At 35.4% G+C, this 22,309-nt stretch carries 19 protein-coding genes and 1 tRNA gene; 11 read left to right on the top strand and 9 right to left on the bottom strand.

What is annotated here, in order from left to right; all coding sequences use genetic code 11:
- Positions 1-45: 45 nt before the first annotated feature.
- The 9 genes from AC0LWJ_RS09740 to AC0LWJ_RS09700 all read right to left on the bottom strand — a co-directional run bounded on the left by AC0LWJ_RS09740 (position 46) and on the right by AC0LWJ_RS09700 (position 11,297).
- Positions 46-1,431 carry an ATP-binding protein gene (locus AC0LWJ_RS09740; protein ID WP_474239550.1) on the bottom strand — a complete coding sequence of 462 codons (1,386 nt, stop codon included), beginning with the start codon at positions 1,429-1,431 and terminating at the stop codon, positions 46-48.
- Between the two features lie 147 nt (positions 1,432-1,578).
- Positions 1,579-3,405, bottom strand: a complete 1,827-nt coding sequence (gene ftsH / locus AC0LWJ_RS09735) for an ATP-dependent zinc metalloprotease FtsH (RefSeq protein ID WP_474239548.1) — start codon at positions 3,403-3,405, stop codon at positions 1,579-1,581.
- Positions 3,406-3,475: 70 nt separating this feature from the next.
- On the bottom strand, positions 3,476-4,021 hold the full coding sequence (gene hpt / locus AC0LWJ_RS09730; RefSeq protein ID WP_284679910.1) for a hypoxanthine phosphoribosyltransferase: 546 nt from the start codon (positions 4,019-4,021) through the stop codon (positions 3,476-3,478).
- A gap of 7 nt (positions 4,022-4,028) precedes the next feature.
- Positions 4,029-5,423 (bottom strand): tRNA lysidine(34) synthetase TilS, encoded by a 1,395-nt coding sequence (gene tilS, locus AC0LWJ_RS09725; protein WP_474239546.1) that lies wholly within the window; start codon positions 5,421-5,423, stop codon positions 4,029-4,031.
- 196 nt (positions 5,424-5,619) lie between these two features.
- Entirely contained in the window at positions 5,620-7,971 is a 2,352-nt protein-coding gene (gene spoIIE, locus AC0LWJ_RS09720) for a stage II sporulation protein E (protein WP_474239544.1), read from the bottom strand.
- Between the two features lie 158 nt (positions 7,972-8,129).
- Positions 8,130-8,204 (bottom strand) — tRNA-Glu (locus AC0LWJ_RS09715).
- A 112-nt stretch (positions 8,205-8,316) separates the two neighbouring features.
- Positions 8,317-9,069: an ABC transporter ATP-binding protein gene (locus AC0LWJ_RS09710; protein WP_474239542.1), complete on the bottom strand. Its 753-nt coding sequence runs from the start codon at positions 9,067-9,069 to the stop codon at positions 8,317-8,319.
- A complete protein-coding gene (locus AC0LWJ_RS09705; protein ID WP_474239540.1) occupies positions 9,066-10,136 on the bottom strand; it encodes a FecCD family ABC transporter permease in 1,071 nt (356 codons plus the stop codon). Before AC0LWJ_RS09705 ends, AC0LWJ_RS09710 begins: the two co-directional genes overlap by 4 nt.
- Before the next feature lie 36 nt (positions 10,137-10,172).
- Positions 10,173-11,297 (bottom strand): iron ABC transporter substrate-binding protein, encoded by a 1,125-nt coding sequence (locus tag AC0LWJ_RS09700; protein ID WP_474239539.1) that lies wholly within the window; start codon positions 11,295-11,297, stop codon positions 10,173-10,175.
- Positions 11,298-11,680: 383 nt separating this feature from the next.
- Here AC0LWJ_RS09700 and nifH point away from each other — a divergent pair, with 383 nt between their 5' ends.
- From nifH to AC0LWJ_RS09645, 11 genes are all read left to right on the top strand, one after another.
- Positions 11,681-12,508, top strand: a complete 828-nt coding sequence (gene nifH, locus AC0LWJ_RS09695; RefSeq protein ID WP_474239537.1) for a nitrogenase iron protein — start codon at positions 11,681-11,683, stop codon at positions 12,506-12,508.
- An 18-nt stretch (positions 12,509-12,526) separates the two neighbouring features.
- Positions 12,527-12,844, top strand: a complete 318-nt coding sequence (locus AC0LWJ_RS09690) for a P-II family nitrogen regulator (RefSeq protein ID WP_474239536.1) — start codon at positions 12,527-12,529, stop codon at positions 12,842-12,844.
- A gap of 28 nt (positions 12,845-12,872) precedes the next feature.
- Complete coding sequence (locus tag AC0LWJ_RS09685) at positions 12,873-13,244, top strand: P-II family nitrogen regulator (protein ID WP_474239534.1); 372 nt, start codon at positions 12,873-12,875, stop codon at positions 13,242-13,244.
- A gap of 70 nt (positions 13,245-13,314) precedes the next feature.
- Positions 13,315-14,157, top strand: coding sequence for a radical SAM protein (locus tag AC0LWJ_RS09680; RefSeq protein WP_474239532.1), 843 nt, complete (start codon positions 13,315-13,317; stop codon positions 14,155-14,157).
- A gap of 21 nt (positions 14,158-14,178) precedes the next feature.
- Positions 14,179-15,594, top strand: coding sequence for a nitrogenase component I subunit alpha (locus tag AC0LWJ_RS09675; protein WP_474239530.1), 1,416 nt, complete (start codon positions 14,179-14,181; stop codon positions 15,592-15,594).
- Between the two features lie 20 nt (positions 15,595-15,614).
- A complete protein-coding gene (locus AC0LWJ_RS09670; RefSeq protein ID WP_474239528.1) occupies positions 15,615-17,081 on the top strand; it encodes a nitrogenase component 1 in 1,467 nt (488 codons plus the stop codon).
- Between the two features lie 91 nt (positions 17,082-17,172).
- Positions 17,173-18,834 (top strand): nitrogenase component 1, encoded by a 1,662-nt coding sequence (locus AC0LWJ_RS09665; protein WP_474239526.1) that lies wholly within the window; start codon positions 17,173-17,175, stop codon positions 18,832-18,834.
- Between the two features lie 24 nt (positions 18,835-18,858).
- Positions 18,859-19,986 (top strand): homocitrate synthase family protein, encoded by a 1,128-nt coding sequence (locus tag AC0LWJ_RS09660; RefSeq protein WP_474239525.1) that lies wholly within the window; start codon positions 18,859-18,861, stop codon positions 19,984-19,986.
- 1 nt (position 19,987) lies between these two features.
- Positions 19,988-20,812 (top strand): molybdate ABC transporter substrate-binding protein, encoded by an 825-nt coding sequence (gene modA / locus AC0LWJ_RS09655; RefSeq protein ID WP_474239523.1) that lies wholly within the window; start codon positions 19,988-19,990, stop codon positions 20,810-20,812.
- Positions 20,813-20,840: 28 nt separating this feature from the next.
- The gene (modB, locus tag AC0LWJ_RS09650; protein ID WP_503031434.1) at positions 20,841-21,521 is read left to right on the top strand and encodes a molybdate ABC transporter permease subunit; all 681 of its coding nucleotides are present in this window, start codon (positions 20,841-20,843) and stop codon (positions 21,519-21,521) included.
- A gap of 31 nt (positions 21,522-21,552) precedes the next feature.
- A complete protein-coding gene (locus AC0LWJ_RS09645; protein ID WP_503031433.1) occupies positions 21,553-22,281 on the top strand; it encodes a Rossmann-like domain-containing protein in 729 nt (242 codons plus the stop codon).
- Positions 22,282-22,309 lie beyond the last annotated feature (28 nt).

Genomic DNA, 22,309 nt, shown 5'->3' with positions numbered 1-22,309 from the left:
TCTCTCCTTTGTCTATATTCACGGTGTCATTATGCAATTTCACATTTAATTATTTGGTATTGCAACATTAAGATAAATATTTATAATCGTACCTTTTCCTTTTTTGCTTAATATCTTTAAACTTCCATTATAGGTTTCTAATATACGTTTGCAAATAGGTAGTCCAAGACCAGTACCTTCCTTTTTTGTTGTATAAAAAGGCATCATTATTCTTTTTAAATTTTCTCTTTCTATACCGTAACCATCATCTGCTATCTTTATAATTACCTTATTGGTAACCGGATTGAATTTTGTTACTAATATAATTGTACCATTTTTATTGATTGCCTGAAAGGCATTTTGAAAAATATTTAAAAGCAATTGCTTAATGTGATTTGGGTCAATATTAACAGCCGGTGTGGCATTGTATCTTTTTATTATTTCTATATTCCTATGTGCCGCCTCAGCCTCTATTACTGTCATGTATTCTTCTATTACATCTTTTAAAATTATTTTATTGCTGCTATCCTCTTTCTTTGCTATGCTTAGATATTCTTTTGTCAATTCGATTATCCTGTCAACCTCAGAATTTATTGATTCAAAATAAATCTGATCATCCTTATATTTCGTCTGCAATATTTTAATAAAACCTTTTATAGGTGTAAGGGAATTTTTTATCTCATGTATCATGGATGCTGTTAACTCACCCATGATATTATATTTTTCCGTCTGTTCCATTATCCTGTCCATCTTAACATTCTGAGTCACATCCTTTATTATAATACTACAAGAAGAACCGTCAAACATATTGCCTTTTTCAATGGATAAAAATTTCTCATCATTACTATTTATTGCATAAAATACCTTTCTATCTTTAATCATTATGTCTTCAACAGAAATATCATGATTCAGCCTCTTTAATATATCATTTATTTTTTTGCCAACAGCTTCAATGTAATTTACTTTCAACAAGCTACAAGCCGACTCATTTAAATATTCTATATTAAAATCCCGGTCTATAATTACTATCCCAATATCCAGCAGTTCTATCATCTGAAAGCGGTTTTTAAAAAAATTAAAGCAGGATTTACTATAATCTTCTGTTAATTTTAAAAAGCCAATCATGCCTATCTTCTCATTCTGACTATTATTTATATAATTACATGTCATATTAAAGTAAAACTTTATACCATATTTTGATTTTAATCCGATTTTATATAAATTACCACCTTCTTTAATCTCACTATAATGTAGTACATCTCTTAAAAACTTGTTGAAATTTCCATTTGTATCGCTTTCTGCATACCCTAAAAAATTTATTAGCTTTTTATTAAGAAATATAGTTACTCCATTAGGATTTTTAAGTATAAAAAATTCATGTAGGGAATCCAGTATTTCATATAACCAATTTAACTTCTGGTCTCCGTCTGTTTCGAATTTTATATCACACATGAAAATTCCCCTTTCCCTTTCTAAATAAAAAATTATATCAATATTAATATAACTTAGACATATTTCTTTAATATCCTTCTTTTTACATGGAAATTTTTTAAAAAAATAGTGTATAAAATCTTAAACCATTTTATACACTATTTATTACTAAGATAGTTCTCCACCTTCTAAATTTTCACCGGAAAAATATTTTTCAAATTCTTCTGCATTAAGCTTTTCTTTTTCCATTAATGCCTGTGCAACCCTGTGAAGATTCTCCATATTTTCCTTAAGAAGTGTTTCTGCTTTTTTATAACATTCTTCTATAATATTTTTCATCTCTTTGTCAATATCATATGCAACTTCCTCACTGTAATTTCTTGTCCTCCCTAAGTCACGTCCTATAAAAATCTCATCATTATCAGTGCCAAATGTCATTGGTCCAAGTTTCTCACTCATACCATATTCAGTAACCATCTTTCTCGCTATACTTGTTGCTCTTTCAATATCATTTTGTGCCCCTGTGCTTATATCGTTTAATACGAGGCTTTCCGCTACACGCCCCCCCAGAAGATGAACTATTTCATCCATCATTTCTGATTTAGACATATAGTATTTATCCTCTTCGGGCAGAAGCATAGTATATCCACCGGCTCTTCCCCTTGGAATGATTGTTACTTCATGAACAGGGGGAGTATTTGGAAGAAGTTTTGCAACAACTGCATGACCTGCTTCATGATATGCCACAAGTTTCTTATCTCTTTCAGACATTACCCTGCTTCTTTTTTCAGGTCCTGCAATTACCCTTGTAATTGCTTCTTCCAGTTCAATCATTGTAATCTGCCTCAATCCTTTTCTTGCGGAGAGGAGGGCAGCCTCATTCATAAGATTTTCTATATCAGCACCTGTAAATCCAGGTGTTCGCCTTGCCAGAACCTTCAGTGAAACCTCTTTTGCAAGGGGTTTATTCTTTGAATGAACCTTCAATATTTCCTCTCTTCCTTTTATATCAGGAACTCCAACAGTAACATGCCTGTCAAACCTTCCCGGTCTTAGAAGGGCTGGGTCAAGAATATCAGGTCTGTTTGTTGCTGCAATTACAATTATACCTTCATTGGCACCAAAACCATCCATCTCAACAAGAAGCTGATTTAGGGTCTGTTCTCTTTCATCATGTCCTCCGCCTAAACCTGCACCTCTATGGCGACCGACAGCATCAATTTCATCAATAAATATGATGGATGGTGCATTTTTCTTCGCCTGCTCAAATAAATCTCTCACTCTTGAAGCACCCACACCAACAAACATTTCAACAAAATCTGAACCGCTTATGCTAAAGAAGGGAACACCCGCTTCACCAGCTACCGCCTTTGCTAATAGAGTCTTACCTGTACCGGGTGGTCCGATAAGCAATACCCCCTTGGGAATTCGAGCACCCAAATCTAAAAATTTCTTAGGATACTTCAAAAATTCAACAATTTCCTGTAATTCTTCTTTTTCCTCATCAGCACCTGCCACATCATTAAAAGTGACTTTTCTTTTTTCATCTGTTACCAATTTAGCTCTGCTTTTGCCAAAGGACATAACCCTGTTTCCACCTCCGCCCTGCGCCTGCTGCATAAATACATACCATAAAATTACAAAGAAACCTATCATAATTAAAGTTGGAAGTATCTGCAGCCACCACGGCGGTGTAGCCGGAGGGTCACTTTTTAAGTCAACCTTTCCCGAAACAACATATGGCTGAATATACTGCATAAATGCTGAAACATCAGGAATCCTGCCGCTAAACTCGGTTCCATCCTTAAAAGCACCTGTATAGTCATTCCCTGCAAGGGTTATCCGAGAAATATTTCCATTGTTTACCTCTTTATACAATTCAGTAACTGTAAGTACTTTGGGTTGTTTTATATCATTATTATAAAGTTTCACTGTTGCATATATTGCAACAAATATCAGCATCAAAATTACTATGCTGCGTATCGTTTTATTCAAGTATGGTCCTCCCTTCAAAGGTCTTTTTTCATAAATTAATAATATCATATGAATTATAAAAAACCAAATTTTAATTATATAATTCCGGTTTTAATACTCCTATATAAGGTAAATTCCTGTATTTCTCATCAAAATCAAGACCATAACCTACAACAAATCTGTCAGGTATTTTAAAACCGCTGTAGTCCACTTTGACGTGAGTCTCCCTCCTTTCCGGTTTGTCCAGTATTGTACATATCTTGAGGCTGTTAGGTTTCCTCCCTAAAAGGGTCCTTCTAAGATATGATAATGTTAAACCACTGTCTATTATGTCTTCAACAATAAGTACATCCTTTTTCTCAATACTCATATCAAGGTCCTTTATGATTTTTACAATGCCGGAAGAACATGTAGAACATCCATAACTTGATACCGCCATAAAATCAATTGACAAAGGAAGGTCAATGGCTCGTGAGAGGTCCGACATAAAGGTTGCCGCACCTTTTAATATGCATATAAGCATCAAATTTTTACCTTCATAATCTTTTGTTATAATTCTACCCATTTCAGCTACCTTTTCTTTTAGCTGTTCCTCTGTAATTAAAATTTCTTCAATATCTTTTGAAAGATTCGACATAACACTTTTACCTCCCTAAGTTCGGTTCCTTTTTGATGTACTTTATAACCAAAATTTTTTTTGTATCGTCATCTATTTTGTAAGTATCACTCATCCTATAGCCTACAACCCATAAAACCACATTACCAATAGCAAGTATGGGTACATTGTCCCTCATTTCTTTCGGCACTTTTTCATCAATAAAAAATTCCTTTAATTTTTTTGTACCTTTCATATTTAGAGGGTGTATTATATCACCTGTCTTCCTCTGCCTTATATTTATGCTGCCATTGATTTTATCAAAATCAAACATCTTGCAAAACTTGCCCATATCAATCTTTTTTATATCTTTTGTATCAATTATATATGTTTTAAAGACCCCAATATTTGAAACCTCTGTATTACCGGGTATTTTCAGCTTAACACAGTATTCATTCTTTTTATCTTCTTTATGTTTTCTAAATATAAGGTTATTATAGCTTTTTATTACTTCAATTTCAAAAGGCAAATCAATTCTTGCGGATGTTTGTTTCCTTAGAAGTAATATTATATCCTCTATATGGATATATTCAAGTCCATCAAAATCTCCCTTTAATTTTTTATAAGCTATTCTAAGGAGTCTTTTCTTTACAGCATCATGCTGTTTAATTAAGCCGTCAATCTTCAGCCTTATTTCCCCATCGCAATGTATTGCTATTTCATTAAATACTTTTTCAGACTGAAGGTTTAAATATTCATTATCCTCCATGATTATTCTTGATGTCCTATATAAATTTTCAACAATATCAACACCGAAAGTATCTTCGATAAAGGGTATCAATCTTAGTCTGACTTTATTTCTATTATATTTATCTTCATAGTTTGTTCTGTCAACAACAAATTTTAACCCTTTTTCCTGCAAATAATCTTCAATTTGTTTCCTGCTTATTTCAATTAACGGTCTTATTATATTTCCATTTACAGGTTTTATGCCGGCAAGCCCTGTTGTCCCTGTACCCCGAAGGATATTTAATAACACGGTTTCAGCGGCATCATTTTTGTTATGGGCTACCGCTATTTTATCTGCATTAACCTTTTTCAATATCTCATTAAATGCATTATATCTTTTTTCACGTCCCGCCTGTTCTTCAGAATATCTCATTTCAACGGCGTATTTTTTAATATCTATTTTAAACAAAAAAAATGGGATATCCATCCCGCGGCATATATCTTCTACAAACTCAGCATCCTTTTCCGCTTCTTTTCCTCTTAACATATGGTTTATATGAACAACATAAAGTTTTATTTTGTATATATCTTTTAATTCGTATAAAATATTTAAAAGACAAATTGAATCAGGTCCTCCAGATACCCCTACAACAATGGTATCATTTTTTTGAATCATATCATATTTTTTTATCGTGTTTAAAACCTTTTTAACCATTTCAATCTCCTAAAACAATGTTGTTTTTGATGCTATCTTTCTTTGTTTCCCCGTGCTATATTATAAATTATTATACATTATAGCATCTTCCAAATCAAATATTTTCACTACAAATTTATAATAATCTATTTTTTTGAATTATAAAAATCCCTCCACAGCTTTATTATTTTACATACTTGTGGAAGGATTATACATATTATTTAAGTTTTTTCCATACTTTTATAGCCAGTACCGTCATATCATCTTTTGGTGTATTATTACATAACTCTAAGCATTTTTTTATGATAATCTCAGCAATATCCTGTGGATTTCTTGATTCTATCCCTTTTATAAATTTTGAGATGGCAGTTTCCTTATCGCCTTCAAAACAATCAAGTACACCATCTGTCGCAAGTATTACAAAATCACCCTCTTTTAATTTTCTTTCATGTATATCCGCCTCTACATCTTCAAGTATACCTATTGGAAGCGAACTTGATTCTATGATATCTACATTATCGCTACTCTTTATAAATGTTGCAGAAGCCCCTATCTTAATAAATTCTGCATTTCCCGTAAACAAATCAATAAATGTTATATCAACCGTTGAAAACATCTCTTCGGCAGACCTTAAGGCAAGTATTGAATTTAATGTCTGAATTATAAGATTCTTGTTAAATCCCGCCTCTATAAACCGTTCTAATAAAGATATTGTCGTACCACTTTCAGAGGCAGCCCTGTAGCCGAATCCCATTCCATCACTTAACGCAGCCATGTATTTTCCACCCTCAAGCTCAATAAACGAATACGCATCACCTGATACCTTATTTGCATCCTTATTGACCTTGCTTATTCCTGTTGATACCTGATAAGATTCCGCTTTTGTAAGATTTAATGTGCATCTTCCTTTTGAATCTATAGAACAAATGGCATCCTTCCTTTCATATCTTTCCCCCATTATTTCGGATATCGCCGGTATTATCTTCCTTTCACATTCCTTAGCAGCATAGCAGGCTTTTTTATATATTTTTATATTTATATTTCCATCACCAATGTCATATACTATTACATCTTCAACAGCTATATTCAATTTGTCGAGCTCCACCATTATATGCTGTTCGAGGTCATCTTTAAATGTAATATTCATGCTTATGTCTTCAGCCATATTCGATATGGCTTCGGATATGCCCTTTAGCTGGTTTGATACTATACCCCTTGCATCTTTTAATCTTTCCCTCCACTGCATATCAATTTTATATATCTGAAGATTATGTTTGGTACAATTTAATAATTCCGGGAATCTAACACATCTTTTATACAGCTTATTATTTTCAATATTCCCAGAACCTTCAAGACATTCTACCATTTCAAACATGCTTTTATATGTAAAATAAAATTCCTTGTCCCAACATATTCTATACCTTTCACAATTTGTACATATTTTATTGGCAATTTCCTCAAATAAATAAGATATATCTTTATGTGCAATTATCTTCTCATTTGACTTTTTAAAACTTTTACCCAATTCATCAAAAACCTGTGAGTACTCTATTAATTTATCTGTAACAACTTCCTTCAGCTTTTCATTATAATTTCTTTCACTTAAATTTTTATTGCCTTTTATGAGATATGACAATTTATTCATGTAATCTGCCGGTACAACAAGAAATACAGCTGATGCAAATATGATGTCATATGGATTTATAAGCATTTGTGTTGAAGCATTTACATAAAATGTCATTATCACAAAAGCTATTATAAACCCTATTGTAATTCCCAGCCTATTAAGCTTTTTCATACTTCCAGACAATAAACCTGCAAATCCATAAAGTCCTACAGCCGATGGAGCTTGAAAAAGTGACAAACTTCCAATCAAACCTATCGTGGTACCAACACTTGTACCTACACCAATACCCCCAAGGTACGAACTTAAAAGAATTACAAAAATACCCATTGTACTGTTTAAAGTGAATTTCCATATTTTTATATTGTTTAATCCCAATATTGTAATCCCAATCATAATGCACAGGGATATCAATTCTTCGTTTGAAATTACCTTTCTGTTTGTACTGTTTAAAAGCGATATAGCTTGGTTAAATATAAACACCAGCAACATTGCAGTTATGGATTCATAAAAGGTCATCATTATATCAAAAAATAAAAAGCCATATATACTGCTGTATAAAAGCCCTGCTAAAAATAATGCAGCAAATGTTATTAAAGCAACTTTAAATACATCCTTTTGTTTTACTTTAAAAATTGCTTCAAGAAAGAGTATCAATATAAATACTCCCAAATATTTAAAGCTGTTTACATTGTTTAAAGATAAAATACCCAAATATATACCAAGTCCTGCTATAAAATACCTCCTTCTAAACATGATAAGCACAGCAAAATATGCAACACCAAATGGCAGAAGATTTTCAAATATCTCCGCTCTGCCGATTATAAAACCAAGTATGGTAAAAACAAATACGTTTAGAATAAACCTTAGATTATCTTTCTGTGTATTAATATTTTCTTCCTTCTTTGCAATCCTCTTATATGGAAGAACATCTGAATTATACATTTATTTCCACCACCGTTTTTTATTTTATTGTACCATGCAAATTTAGTATTATTTGTTAAAAATTGGTGATAGCAAAAAATTTTTTATGACACATTTTTCTTAAATATAAAAAAAAGCTACAATCCACTGCAGCTTTTTTGCAAATTCAATATATTAAATGGTGACCCCGACGGGATTCGAACCCATGTTACCGCCGTGAAAGGGCGATGTCTTAACCACTTGACCACGGGGCCAGTTGACAATCATATTTTATCATATTTTGTAGAAATGTCAATAAAAATTTTTCTATTTATTTAATACCGATTATACAGTACATCTCGTTATTATCTACTGTTTTTCATTCGCTTATAACGGAACAACCACGGGTATATCATGAAATTTTTCTACAACAATGGGAATCCCATAAACAGATGCTATATTTTTTGATGTCATGATTTCCATCCCTCCACAGGCAAAAATTGTCTTATCTTTTAAAAGCATAAATTTGTTAGAAAACCTTAATGACAGATTAAGGTCATGCATTATAACAATTGCAGCAATATCTTCCTCTTCTACTGTCTGTTTCAGTATCCTCAGCACCTCCATTTGATTTTTTAAATCCAGATTGCTTGTCGGTTCGTCCAACAAAAGTACCTGCGGTTCCTGCGCCAATGCTCTTGCTATAACAACCTTTTGCAACTCCCCACCACTTAATTCGTCTAAATATCGCAGTGCAAATTGCTGCAGGTTTAATTTTTCTAAAACCCTGTTTACTATATCCATATCCTTCTTTGTAACATCCCATTTGATATGGGGTTTCCTTCCAAGAAGAACGGCATCAAATACCGTAAAACGGGCATTTTCATATCTTTGTGCAACATACCCCATCTTTTGTGCTACTTCCCTGCGGCTTAATTTTGCAATATCCCTTTTTTCAATGTATGCTGTGCCTTTTTGCGGCTTTAAAATCCTGTTAATGCATTTTAAAAGTGTAGACTTTCCCGCACCATTATTCCCTAAAACAGACAGCAGTTCTCCCCTTTTGAGACTGAAACTTACATCTTTTAATGTGGGTAGACTTATGTATCTGAATTCTATTCCATCTACTTCTAATATCATCTGTTAAGCCTCCTTGAAATCAGGTATAAAAAGAGCGGCGCTCCCAAAAGGGAAGTAATGGCTCCTACCGGAAGCACTATCGGAGCAATAACCGTTCTTCCTAAGGTGTCAGAACCTAAAAGCAGCAGTCCTCCAATAACCCCTGAAGCCGGGATTAAAAAGCGATGGTCTCCTCCAATCAGCCTTCTCATTATATGAGGACCTGCTAATCCGATAAAACCAATTATGCCTAAGAAAGAAACGGTTACCGCACTTATTAAGGATGCTATAAACATACCTATTAATCTTATTCTTTCTACATCTACGCCAAGTCCTTTTGCGGTTTCTTCGCCGCTGTTTAAGGCATTATAATTCCATCTGTTAAACATGAAATAAACAAATCCGGCTAAAATGATTATAGTCATGATAAGTAAGTCCCGCCAGGATGCCCTTCCGATATCCCCAAATGTCCAGAATACCACAGAAGCAACCTTCACATCATCTGCAAAATACTGCAGCAGCATAGTAGCAGCCGAAAACAAGGAGCTTAGAGCGACACCTGTCAGTATCATGGCTTCAGGAGTTACCCTGAAAATTGAAGATAGCATAAGGATAACTATCGTTGATGACATGGCTCCTAAAAATGCAAATATAACAACCATATACGGATTATTGATGATTATTGACTCAGATGCACTGTTTTGTGTGCTACCTGCTCCAAATGCAATGATAGCCAGCGCCGCTCCAAATGCCGCACCTTGTGAAATACCTATTGTAAAAGGGGAGGCAAGAGGATTTCTAAGAATACTCTGCATTACACAGCCGGCTATTGAAAGACCAGCTCCCGCTACAATCGCAGATAAAATCCTCGGCAATCTTATATTCCATACAATAATACTCAGCCTGTTATCACTTCTATTTAATAAGGTCGTCAATACCTCCTTTAAGGTGGTACCGGCAGAACCGGCATTTATTGCATATACTGACAAAACTAAAACAAAAAATGCACACAATAAAATTATAAAAATCTTTCTTCCGGTATATTTCTGATAACTGCTTGGAATGTTTTCCATCGCTTGCTGTTTCACCTTTTTATCCCCTTACCTGAATTTATATTAGATATTTTATTGACCTAAGGTTATCTGTTTAAACCCGCCGTATAATTCAACCATCTTGTCATATAAAGGTTTCCCATAGAAAAATTTGTATATTTCATCCGCCTTTTTAGCAGGGTCAATATCCTTAAACTGCTCCGGATATAAAACCTTACCTGCGTAATATGAATCAGCGATTGCCGTATCTATATTTGTTGTATAATTATTATATGGAAGCAATCCGTAAACATGTCCGGCTTTTACCGCCTTTAAGGATTGATAAAACTTTGGTTCTTTTTGATAATCCTGCTTAACTAAGCTGTAGCCGCCTTCATCAATGAAAATAACATCAGGATCCCATGCCAGCAATTTTTCCTTGTCAATCATGACACTTCCCTTTTGTCCGGTTTCGTCCACCACGTTTTTAGCGTTTATATTTTTAAATGGAGGATAATCTCCCTGTGTACTTTCTATCCCATGCACTCCTTTCATGCCAAGTGCTCCTACATAAACCGTCTGTTTTTTGTCGTTAGGGATTCCCTTTGTCCTATCATTTAAATCCTTCTGGCAGTTTTTTATATAATCCACTACCTCATGTGCTCTTGTTTCTTCTCCTGTTATCTTTCCAATAAGATTAATTGATTTATATACATCCTCATCAAATGTTGCAAGTTTGCCATAACTTATAACAACAACAGGAATACCTGTCTTTGTCTGAAGGTCATCTGCTTTTGCTTTGTCTACATACGCTGCAAAAATAACATCCGGTTTTACCTCTACAAGTTTTTCCGGGTCAGGTGCGGAATCAGGACCGCCTTGTCCGATTACCGGCAGCTTCGATAATTCATCTCTATACGCCATATTGTATGTCCTTCCGTCCGCAGGTTTTATGTCAATATTTTCAACACCTGCTAATTTTTTAACGCCATCAACATAAGTAATAAGCCTTAAAGCACCAGGCCATATCCCTACAACCTTGTTAGCAGGAACAGTGACTTCAACCTGCCTCCCCGCAAGGTCTGTAACCGTAATCTTTTGTGCCTTTGTTTCCTGTTTTTGTTGAACAGGTGCCTTAGAACTGCATGCCGTGGTAATGATAACGATTGTGAGCAGTGCAGCAAAGAAGGCTCTTAATTTTAATGATATGTTTTTCATATAATCCCTCCTAAAATATGTTTTTAGATAACATTTATTCTTTTTGTGTTATCTCTTTAAATATTATAATATATGACATAAACAAAAACAATAATAAAAAATAAAATTTTTTAAATTTTTTTGTTGACTTTTATGAAAATATATAGTATACTTTTCTCACAGTTTATTTTAACAATAAAATAGTAAGTAATTTAATTAAGATAGCAAAGGTGCTTTTCGTTTCGGAAAGCATCTTTTTTTATAAATAAGCAAAGGCGCTTATCTAATGTCCAGATAAGCGCCTTTGCTTATTTATAAGGAGGTGATAAGGAAGGAGATATAAAGATTTATCCAAAAAATTGATAAATAACAAATTATAACAAATATGAAAGGGGTTTTTAAAGATGACAAGAAAAGTAGCATTTTATGGAAAAGGTGGGATTGGTAAATCCACCACACAGCAGAACACCGCAGCAGCATTGGCCTATTTTTACGGAAAAAAGGTTTTTATTCATGGATGTGATCCAAAAGCAGATTGTACCCGCTTAATTCTTGGCGGTAAACCTCAAGAGACAATAATGGATACACTAAGAGAAGAGGGTGAAAATGCTGTAACAATAGATAAGGTTGTTAAAAAAGGTTTTAAAGACATTAAATGTGTTGAATCCGGCGGACCTGAACCTGGTGTAGGTTGTGCGGGTCGAGGGGTTATAACTGCTATTGGTATGATGGAAGAACGGGGAGCTTATACAGAGGAACTTGACTTTATACATTTTGATGTTTTAGGTGACGTTGTCTGCGGAGGATTTGCGATGCCCATACGTGAAGGAAAAGCTCAGGAAGTTTATATTGTTGCATCGGGTGAGATGATGGCAATATATGCGGCAAACAACATATGCCGTGGTTTAATCAAATATGCTGAACAAAGCGGGGTTAGACTGGGAGGTATCATATGCAATAGCCGCAGAGTTGATGGTGAAAAGGAACTTATGGAAGAATTTTGTTCAGCCATAGGAACCCAGATGATTCATTTTGTTCCGAGAGATAACATAGTTCAAAAGGCAGAGTTTAACAAAAAAACAGTAATAGAATATGACCCTGAATGTAATCAGGCAAAGGAATATGGAGAACTTGCACGAAAAATCATCGAAAACGACATGTTTGTAATACCTAAGCCTTTACCTATGGATGATTTGGAAAAAATGGTTCTCAAATACGGCTTATTAGATTAAAGAAAAGGAGAGATAATCATGAAGATGATCCGTGCAATAATAAGACCTGAAAAGGTAGAAGACGTCATAGACGGACTGGCAGAAGCAGGATACTTTTCCCTGACAAAGATAAATGTTTTCGGAAGAGGAAAACAAAAGGGTATTGATATAGGTACAATTCATTATGATGAACTTCCCAAGACAATGATTATGATGGTTGTCGATGATGAAAGCGTTGATGAAGCTATAAAGATTATAAACTATAAAGCCTATACAGGTAATTATGGTGATGGAAAAATTTTTGTTAGCCCGGTAGAAGAAGCCTATACAATAAGAACAGCTGCAAAAGGTCTTTAACTTTTCCTTAAACTTAGGAGGTGTTTCAATGAAAGAGATAATTGCAATCATAAGACCCAATAAAATCTCGGCAACTAAAGAAGCTTTAGATAGTATAGGCTTCCCCGGAATGACGGCAACCGCTGTGCTTGGAAGAGGAAAACAAAAAGGTATAGCTGGAGAGGTTAGCTTTAGTATAAATCCGGAAATTGTGGAAAAATCAAATAATACCAGTATGAAATATGTACCCAAAAGAATGATATCCTTAATCGTAAATTGCGAGGATGTGGATAAGGTTGTAGATACTATAATAAGAGTCAATAAAACCGAACATATAGGTGATGGAAGAATTTTTGTATGCCCTATAGATAATGCTGTAAGGGTAAGAACAGGAGAAAATGGCAAGAAGGCTATCATGTAAATAAATAGTAAGCAGCTTATGAATCATAAGCTGCCTACACACCAGACCTTAACAGGAAGGAGTGAAAAAGATGGAAAGAGTTAGCTGTAAAAACAAGGTATATGGACACCCATGCTTTGATGATGAAGCGCATTTTAAATATGGCAGGATACACCTTCCTGTTGCACCTCGCTGCAATATAAAGTGCAATTATTGTGTTAGACGCCATGACTGCGCCAATGAAAACCGCCCGGGTGTTACCACTAAGATTATATCTCCTATGGAGGCTTTAGTCAAGGTTAAAGAAGCTATTGAACAAGAACCCCGCATAAGGGTTGCAGCAGTTGCTGGACCAGGAGATCCATTAGCAAATGAAGCTACTTTTGTAACCTTAAGGCTTGTTCATAAAGAGTTTCCAAATCTTAGAAAATGCTTATCAACAAATGGTTTGGTTTTAACAGATAGATTGGAAGATATAATATCCTGCGGTGTTTCTACTTTAACAATTACCATTAATGCTGTTGATCCTTCTATAGGAAAAGAAATTTATTCATACGTTGTTTATAAAGGTAAGTTATATAAAGGTAAAGAAGCAGCAGAAATATTAATAAATAATCAATTGCTGGGGCTTAAAAAGGCTTCAGAGGCTGGAATCACTGTGAAAGTCAATACTGTTTTGATACCTTCTATAAACAAGAATCATGTGATTGAGATAGCCAAAGAAGTTCAAAAGCTTGGAGCATATATTATGAATATCATGCCTTTGATACCTATGGGGAAATTTTCTGACCTATCAGCACCTACAGCAGAAGAACTGAAAGAAGCTCAAAAAAACTGTGAAAAATTTGTACAGCAGTTTCACAATTGCCGGCAGTGCCGTGCTGATGCCGTAGGTGTACCAGGGGAAGAACAAAAAAGAGTATGTTTATTATAAATTTAAAGGAGGAGATATATTATGCCGTTTGTAAGACTGAAATGTGATGAATGTATACCTGAAAGGGAAAAACACACTTATATACATGACCCGGAAAATCCTGTTATTCCGGCATGTAATATAAATACAATACCCGGTGATATGACAGAAAGAGGATGTGCCTTTGCCGGTGCCAAAGGGGTTATAGGAGGACCTATGGCAGATATAATTCAAATGGTTCATGCACCAATAGGCTGTTGTTATTATACATGGGGTTCAAGGCGTAATCTTTCGGATTTGTATGCATGGGTTGCTCCTAACAAGCTGAGCAATACCGCATTAAATAGAAGGTATTGCGTATGTACCAATATGGAAGAAAAGGATGTTGTTTTTGGCGGGGTTAAAAAGCTCAAAAAGGCTTGCTTGGAATCTGTTAAACTTTTTCCGGAAGCCAAAGGGATAATAATATTTACAACATGTACTACAGGGCTAATAGGAGATGACGTAAAGGCTGTAGCACGTGAATTAGAAAGCGAAACAGGATTACCCGTTTTTGCTGCTGAATCACCCGGTTGCTCTGGTGTAAGCCAGTCCAAGGGGCATCATGATTTTAACACGCAGTTTTACCGACAGGTTAAAGCTTTGAGAGAACGCCGCCCTGAACTTAAGATGAAGGAAGAGGAAAAAACACCTTATGATATCTGCTTAATCGGGGAATATAACATGGATTGGGACCTTAAAACAATAAAACCCCTGTTTGAAAAGATGGGCGTTCGAATTGTGGCGACTTTTACAGGGAATGAGCGCATAGAAAATCTCATTAAAATGATGGATGTAAAATTAAATGTAGTACACTGTCAGCGTTCTGCGGAGTATATAGCTCAAATGATAAAAGACGGTTTTAATACTCCTTTCATAAGATGTTCCCTTTTTGGAATTGAGCAGACATCTCAGGCGTTAAGAGATACGGCAGCATTTTTCGGGCTTGAAGATAAGGCAGAAAAGATTATTTCGGAAGAAATGGAAAAAATAAAGGATGCTATCGATTTTTACCGTTCAAAGCTTACAGGCAAGAGGGTGGCTGTATATGTAGGAGGTCCGAGGGTATGGCATTGGATAAAACTGATGGAGGAACTGGGGATGGATGTCGTGGCAGGTGCCTGTACCTTTGCACATGAGGATGACTATGAAAAGATCAATGCAAGGCATCCGGGAGGAATGTTGGTTATAGATGCACCTAATGAATATGAGATTGAAGAAATGTTAGAAGAGTATAAACCAGACCTCTTCCTGACAGGTCTTAAAGAAAAGTATATTGCAAGGAAAATGGGCATACCTACAGTCAATTCCCACTCCTATGAGAAGGGACCTTACGCAGGCTTCGCCGGAATGGTGAATTTCGCAAGAGATATATACGAGGGAATTTATGCCCCTGTATGGAAGTTTATTGAAAGATAAATCAAAAGGAGAGTGAAGTTATGGAGATTAAGAAAATTCCAATTGAAGGTATAACCTATGACCAGATAAAAATAGAAAAAACACCTGCAACTTGCGCATATAAGGAAAGGGACCCCGAGCTGGTAGCATCAGAGAACAGGACGGTTGTTATAAACCCAAACAGAACCTGCATGCCTCTGGGCGCTATGTTAGCAACCCTGGGGATTCACAAAACAATTCCCTTAGTACAGGGTGCACAGGGTTGTACGACTTACGTACGTTACACATTTTCAAGGGTATACAAGGAACCGGCGGTTATCGCAACATCTTCTTTCCATGAAGATGCAGCGGTTTTTGGTGGAAGAAAAAATCTTACTACAGCTATAAGAAATCTTGTTATCAGGTACAAACCTGAAATAATCGGTGTTGTAACTACGTGTTCCAGTGAGATAATGGGAGATGATATTGAAAGTTTTATTAAGGCTGCACAAAAAATGATGGTTGAAGAACTTGGAGAAGAAAAGGCGTACGGTGTAAAGATTGTACCGATTCATACCCCCAGTTTCGCAGGTTCCCATGTTAAAGGATATGACAATGCTTCCAAGGCATATTTGCAGTATTTAGCAACTAAGAAAACTAATCCCAATAATAAGGTGAATATAATCCCAGGTATAATAACACCGGGTGATATAAGGGAAATCAAGCATCTTCTCAAAGAAATGGGTATAGAAGGCATAATACTGTTTGATATTTCGGATACCCTTGATCTACCTTTGCGCCCACCTCAGTCGATTCCTTATTATCCTAAAGGAGGTACAAAATTAGAGGAAATCGAAGATATGCCCAACTCCTTGGCTACCTTTGCACTGTGCAGAGATTCAGGAGGAAGCGGAGCAGAGTATTTAAAGAGCAAGTTTGACATAACATCATTTTTAGGGCCCATACCGATTGGTGTTCACAATACGGATATCTTTCTGAACAGGTTAAGTGAACTTACGGGAAAAACCATACCTGAAAGTATTCTTGATGAAAGGGGATGGCTGTTAGATTCGATGGCAGATACCTTACATCATACAATGATGAAAAAAGTTGCAATCTTTGGCGATCCCGATGTAACTGTTGGTGTTACGAGGTTCGTATGCGAATTAGGTATGGAACCGATTGCTGTGTTGAGTGGTACCAAGAGTCCGACTTTTACGCAGGAAATTGAGGAAATTGCAAAAGAATATGAATGTTCCCCTAAGATAATGAACGGAAGCGACCTTTTTGAGTTTGAGGAATATATACGAACAAAGAATATTGATATTATCCTTGGAAATTCAAGAGGAGTGGATGTATCAAAAGAGATGCAGGTTCCTTTGGTTCGTTTTGGTTTTCCCGTATATGATAGGTTTGGTTTTCAAAAGAGGCCTATTGTCGGCTACAGAGGAGGAGAACTTTTGTTGGAAAATATCGTTAATTCTATTCTCGATTATGAATATCCTGATGATAGAACACATCAACTATAGTAAAATTTAGCAGAAGGGTGGTTGTGGAATGAATTTAGTTCCACAATCCTTTCTATTATGTCTTATTAATTGATTGGAGGTGAAATTGAGTATGTCAGATTATGTTGTTGATGAAAGAAAAAAGCATGTCTGTATAAAGGGATGGTCCCCTGAATCCTTGCCGGAATGTGAAAAGCAGACAATTCCGGGTATAATGAGTCAGAGAAGCTGTGCTTATTATGGAGCTCGGTGGGTGCTTGGGCAAATCAAGGATGCAATTCATCTTGTCCACGGTCCTGTGGGCTGTGCCTATTATGGGCAAGTGATAAGAGGAAAAAGCTATCGTATTTTTTCTTCTGACCTTCAGGAAAAAGATATTATCTTTGGAGGAGAAAAAAAGCTTTCAGAGGCTATCTTAAATGCAGTGAAACTTTTCCCTGAAGCAAAGGCTGTATTTGTATATACAACCTGCTCTGTGAGCCTGATTGGCGATGATATCGGTTATACTTGTAAAATTGCTGAGTTAGTTGTTAAACGCCCTGTAATCTGGATTAACTGTCCCGGTTTTTGCGGTGTTAGCCAATCGGAAGGGCACAGAATTGCCTATGACATATTAATGGAACGTTTTGTAGGGACGAAGGTACTGGAAAGCCCTACCCTTTATGATATTAATATTATCGGAGAGTACGATGTAAAAGGGGATTTGCAAAAAATCAAATCCTTACTTGAAAAAATTGGAGTAAGAGTTTTATGTACTTTTACAGGTGATGCCTCAATTGATAAAATTTCCTATTCCCATTATGCGAAATTAAATGTTCTTCATTGCCGCAAAACCGGGGCTTACTTTGCAGATAAAATGGAAAAAAAATATGGAATACCATCAATGAAGGTTTCTTTCTTTGGAGTGAAACAGACTTCAGAGGCTCTGCGCAAGATTGCATACTTCTTTGATATAGGTGAAAAAGCAGAAAACATAATTAAAAAAGAAATTGAAATGACTTGGAAAAAAACAGAGAAATTTCGTAAAAAAATAGAAGGAAAATCAGTCGCCATGTATTTTGGCGGTTCTAGAATGGGTACCATGGTAAAAGCCTTTGAAGATTTAGGTATGGAAGTAATTGTTACAGGTTCCCAATTTGGAAGGCAGGAGGATTATGAAGAAGCTGCTAAGAATGTCAGCGATGGTACTTTGATTATTGATGATGCAAATGATATGGAAATCGAAGAGATGCTGACAATTTATAAACCAGATTTATTTGTTGGTGGTACAAAGGAAAAATACCTATCACATAAACTGGGAGTCCCCTTTTTGCTGTTTCCGCAAAATACAAGTCCTTATGCCGGATTTGAAGGGTTTTGCAATTTTGCTGAGGATGTTTATCAAGCAATTTATGCTCCTGTTTGGAAATTTGTTTCCGAGAAAAGGAGGGAAAATAAGATTATGAAAATTGCTGTTGCTTCAAAGGATGGAATTATGGTAAATGAACATTTTGGAAAAGCAAATCAGTTTTTAATTTATAAGCTTCTACGCGATAAAATAAGTTTAATGGAACTGAGAAAAACTAACAGCGGTATTTCCGGGGAATGTTGTGATGGAAGTGCTAAGGAGCATTTAGATCTAATAGCAGATCTTTTATCTGACTGTTCTATAGTTTACTGTGGTAAGGCAGGTCATTGTGCACAAGAAAAATTAAAAGAAAGAGGAATTAAGATTGTTGAATCGCAGGATTCCGTTGAAAGGGTGTTGCATGATTTGGCAAAAAAAGTGAAATGATAACATCAATGAGGGGAATGCCATATGAATAATGTCTTTATAATTGATACTACTTTAAGAGATGGAGAACAAACCGCTGGAGTTGTTTTTTCGATGCCAGAAAAAGTTTGTATTGCTAAAATGCTTGATAGAATTGGAGTTCGATATATTGAAGCCGGCATTCCTGCAATGGGAGGAGAAGAAAAAGAATCTATTTGTGAGATATTAAATCTCGGATTGAAGGCAAAAATTCTTACCTGGAATAGAGCCGTAATAAGTGATGTAAAAGCATCTATTGATTGTGGTGTAAAATGTTTGCATATTTCCTCTCCTGTCTCTGACATTCACATAAATTCAAAACTAAAAAAAGACAGAAGATGGGTTATGGACAATTTAAAAAGGGTTCTTCAATATGCACAAAAATTTGATTGTGAAATTTCTGTTGGTGCCGAAGATGCTTCACGAGCCGATAGGGATTTTTTGTATACTTTTGCCAAAATTGCAAAAGAGGAAGGGGCATCACGATTTCGTTATGCTGACACAGTTGGAATATTAGACCCTTTTAGAACTTATGAAGAGGTTAAAAGACTTAGAGAAGCTGTTGATATAGATATTGAAATACATGTTCATAACGATCTTGGTATGGCTACTGCCAATGCTCTTGCTGCTTTTAAAGCTGGAGCAAAATTTGTTAGTACAACTATAAATGGTCTTGGAGAGCGGGCAGGTAATGTTGCTTTTGAAGAGGTTATTATGGCAATGAAATATTTATACGGATATGATTTAAAAATCAAAACAGATTTATTATATAAACTTTCCCGTTATGTCGCTTTAGCATCAAAAAGAGAAATTCCCTCCAACAAAGCAATTGTAGGAGGAGAAATTTTTAATTACGAAAAAGGGTTAGAGAATAATCCTGTTTATGATGAAATTTTTGTACCTGAAGAGATTGGTTTATCGGCAAAATTGGTCATCGGTAAACATTCTGACATACATGCAATTGTCGGTAAATATCAAAGTTTAGGAATAAAATTAACAGAAAGAGATGCCGCCTTTCTTTTAAAATATATACACACATGGGTTGTAAAAAACAAACGCAGTCTTACTGAGGAAGAGCTTTTGAATATTTATGAAGATAAAAAATCTCAAATTTCATTAAAGGAGGAGAAATAAGATGAGAAAAATTAAAATTAAATGGATATTTTTATTGGCATGCGGATTATTGACTTTATTGCTTTTTGGAGGGTGTGGACAGGAAAAGACAAATACACCTGCCGATAAAACGAAAAATGCAAATACAAAAAGCATCATGATATTTGCAGGAGCTGGACTTAAAGATGCCCTGCCGGAGGTGTCAAAAAAATACAGCCAAATTCATCCTGATGTAAAATTTTCCTTCAATTTCGCTGGTCTTGGCACCTTACAACAGCAAATTGAACAGGGAGCATATTGTGATATACTTATAGGTCCCGGAGAAAAACAATGGAATACATTACAAAGTGAAAATTTGATTGATAAAACAACAGAAAAAAAGATTTTATCTGATAAACTGGTTCTTATTACGCCAAAAGACAGCCAGAAAGTAAAAAGCTTTGAAGACCTTACTTCACCTGAAGTTAATAAAATTGCCATTGGAGATCCTGCTGTTGTACCTGGTGGTGAATGGGCTAAAAAAGCTTTGACAAGCTTAGGGCTTTTAGAGAAAGTAAATTCTAAACTTATTCTTGCAAAGGATGTACAGCAAGTCAGAGCTTATGTAGAAACAGGAAATGTGGATGCCGGATTCATATGGAAATCAAATACTACAAATGATAATAAGATTAGGATTGCTGCAGAAGCACCTGAAAATTCCTGTCCTCCTGTTTTCTTCAGAGGAGCAGTTATAAATAACAGTAAGGAAAAAGAAACAGCTCTTGATTTTCTAAACTATCTCAAAGGTCAAGAAGCATCAGAAATTTTCAAAAAATATGGATTTGTACCTTTAGAACAAAAACAATAAATCCAAAGTGGAAAAAGGGGTGGGGAAAATGATATATCCTATATTTCTGTCAATAAAAGTAGCCATCATAGCTACTCTTATATCCTTTATAGCGGGTATCTTTTTTGCCCGCCTGTTTTTAATAAAAAGCTTTCCCGGAAAAGGAATCATCGAAGCCTTCTTTTTCCTCCCAATGGTTTTACCCCCGACGGTTACGGGTTTTATTCTCCTGATTCTTTTTGGCAAATATGGACCTGTAGGTTTTCTCATTAAGAAAATATTTAACGGTCAATTGCTGTTTACATGGTGGGCTGCTGTAATTGCATCCTCTATAGTCGCCTTTCCATTGATGTATCAAAGTGCTAAAGCAGCTTTTGAAAGCGTAGATATAAAACAGGAGCGGGCTGCTCGTATTTTAGGTGCAAATGAGTTTAGGGTTCTTTGTACTGTTACCATGCCTCTTGCCTGGCCTGGTATTCTATCGGGTATAGTTCTTTCATTTGCGAGAGCTATTGGTGAGTTTGGAGCAACATTGATGATTGCAGGTAATATCCCAGGCAAGACTCAGACAATGCCAATAGCAATTTATTTTGCAGCAGAGGGGGGAGATTACAAAACCGCCGGATATTTTGTCATTGTAATTCTTTTATTATCTTTTGGTTTAATATATTACATAAACTGGCTCTCAAAAAAGAAAATTTTGCATTATACAGAAAAAGGAAGAAAATAATCTGAAATTAATTATGTGAGGAGATAGATTTATGGATTTTTACAATAACTTAAAGTCCAAGTTAAGGGAAATTGTTGATGAAAATAGGTTATTGAACGAAAATGTTGAGATTAAAGCCTGCCTGCTTTCTCCGAAAGATGCTATTGGCATTACAAAACGTAAGGATTATGTTATTTTAAAGGGTAAAGAAAAACTTATGCAGGCAGAATTTAAAGGTTCTTATGGACAGGCATTTACTGATTCATTAAATGATTTTCATGGTTCTATTGAAAAGATACTGGAACTTCCACTTAAAAACAACTTTGAAAGAGCTATTTTTATTTCATCCTTAAATGCAATTATGCGGTATCTGGGTTTATCTGATCACACAGTACACTGTAAAAACAACGATTTAGAAAACTGTGCTCAGAAAATAGTTCCTTTCATTATTGAAAAATACGGACAACCGCGTATATGCTTTGTGGGGCTGCAACCTGCGTTAGTAGAAGCCTGTGCCTCCAAATTTCCTGTTAAAGTGCTCGACCTGGATAAAGATAACATAGGTAAAGAAAAAAGGGGTGTTTTGATACTGGATGGAGAGAAAGATTATAAGGATGCAATAGAATGGTGCGATATAGCATTGGTAACAGGGAGTGTTGTTGTTAATGGAACGATTGAGAATATTTTAAAGGTCCGAAAACCTTTGATCTTTTTTGGGACAACGGCTGCCGGGGCTGCTAAGTTAATGGGATGGGAAAGATTTTGCCCTTGTTCTTATTGATATAGATTGCTTAATATGCAGGGAAAAA

Source organism: Aceticella sp. 75b-Ac, from assembly GCF_056032965.2.
This window is presented reverse-complemented; position numbering and strand designations above follow the sequence as displayed.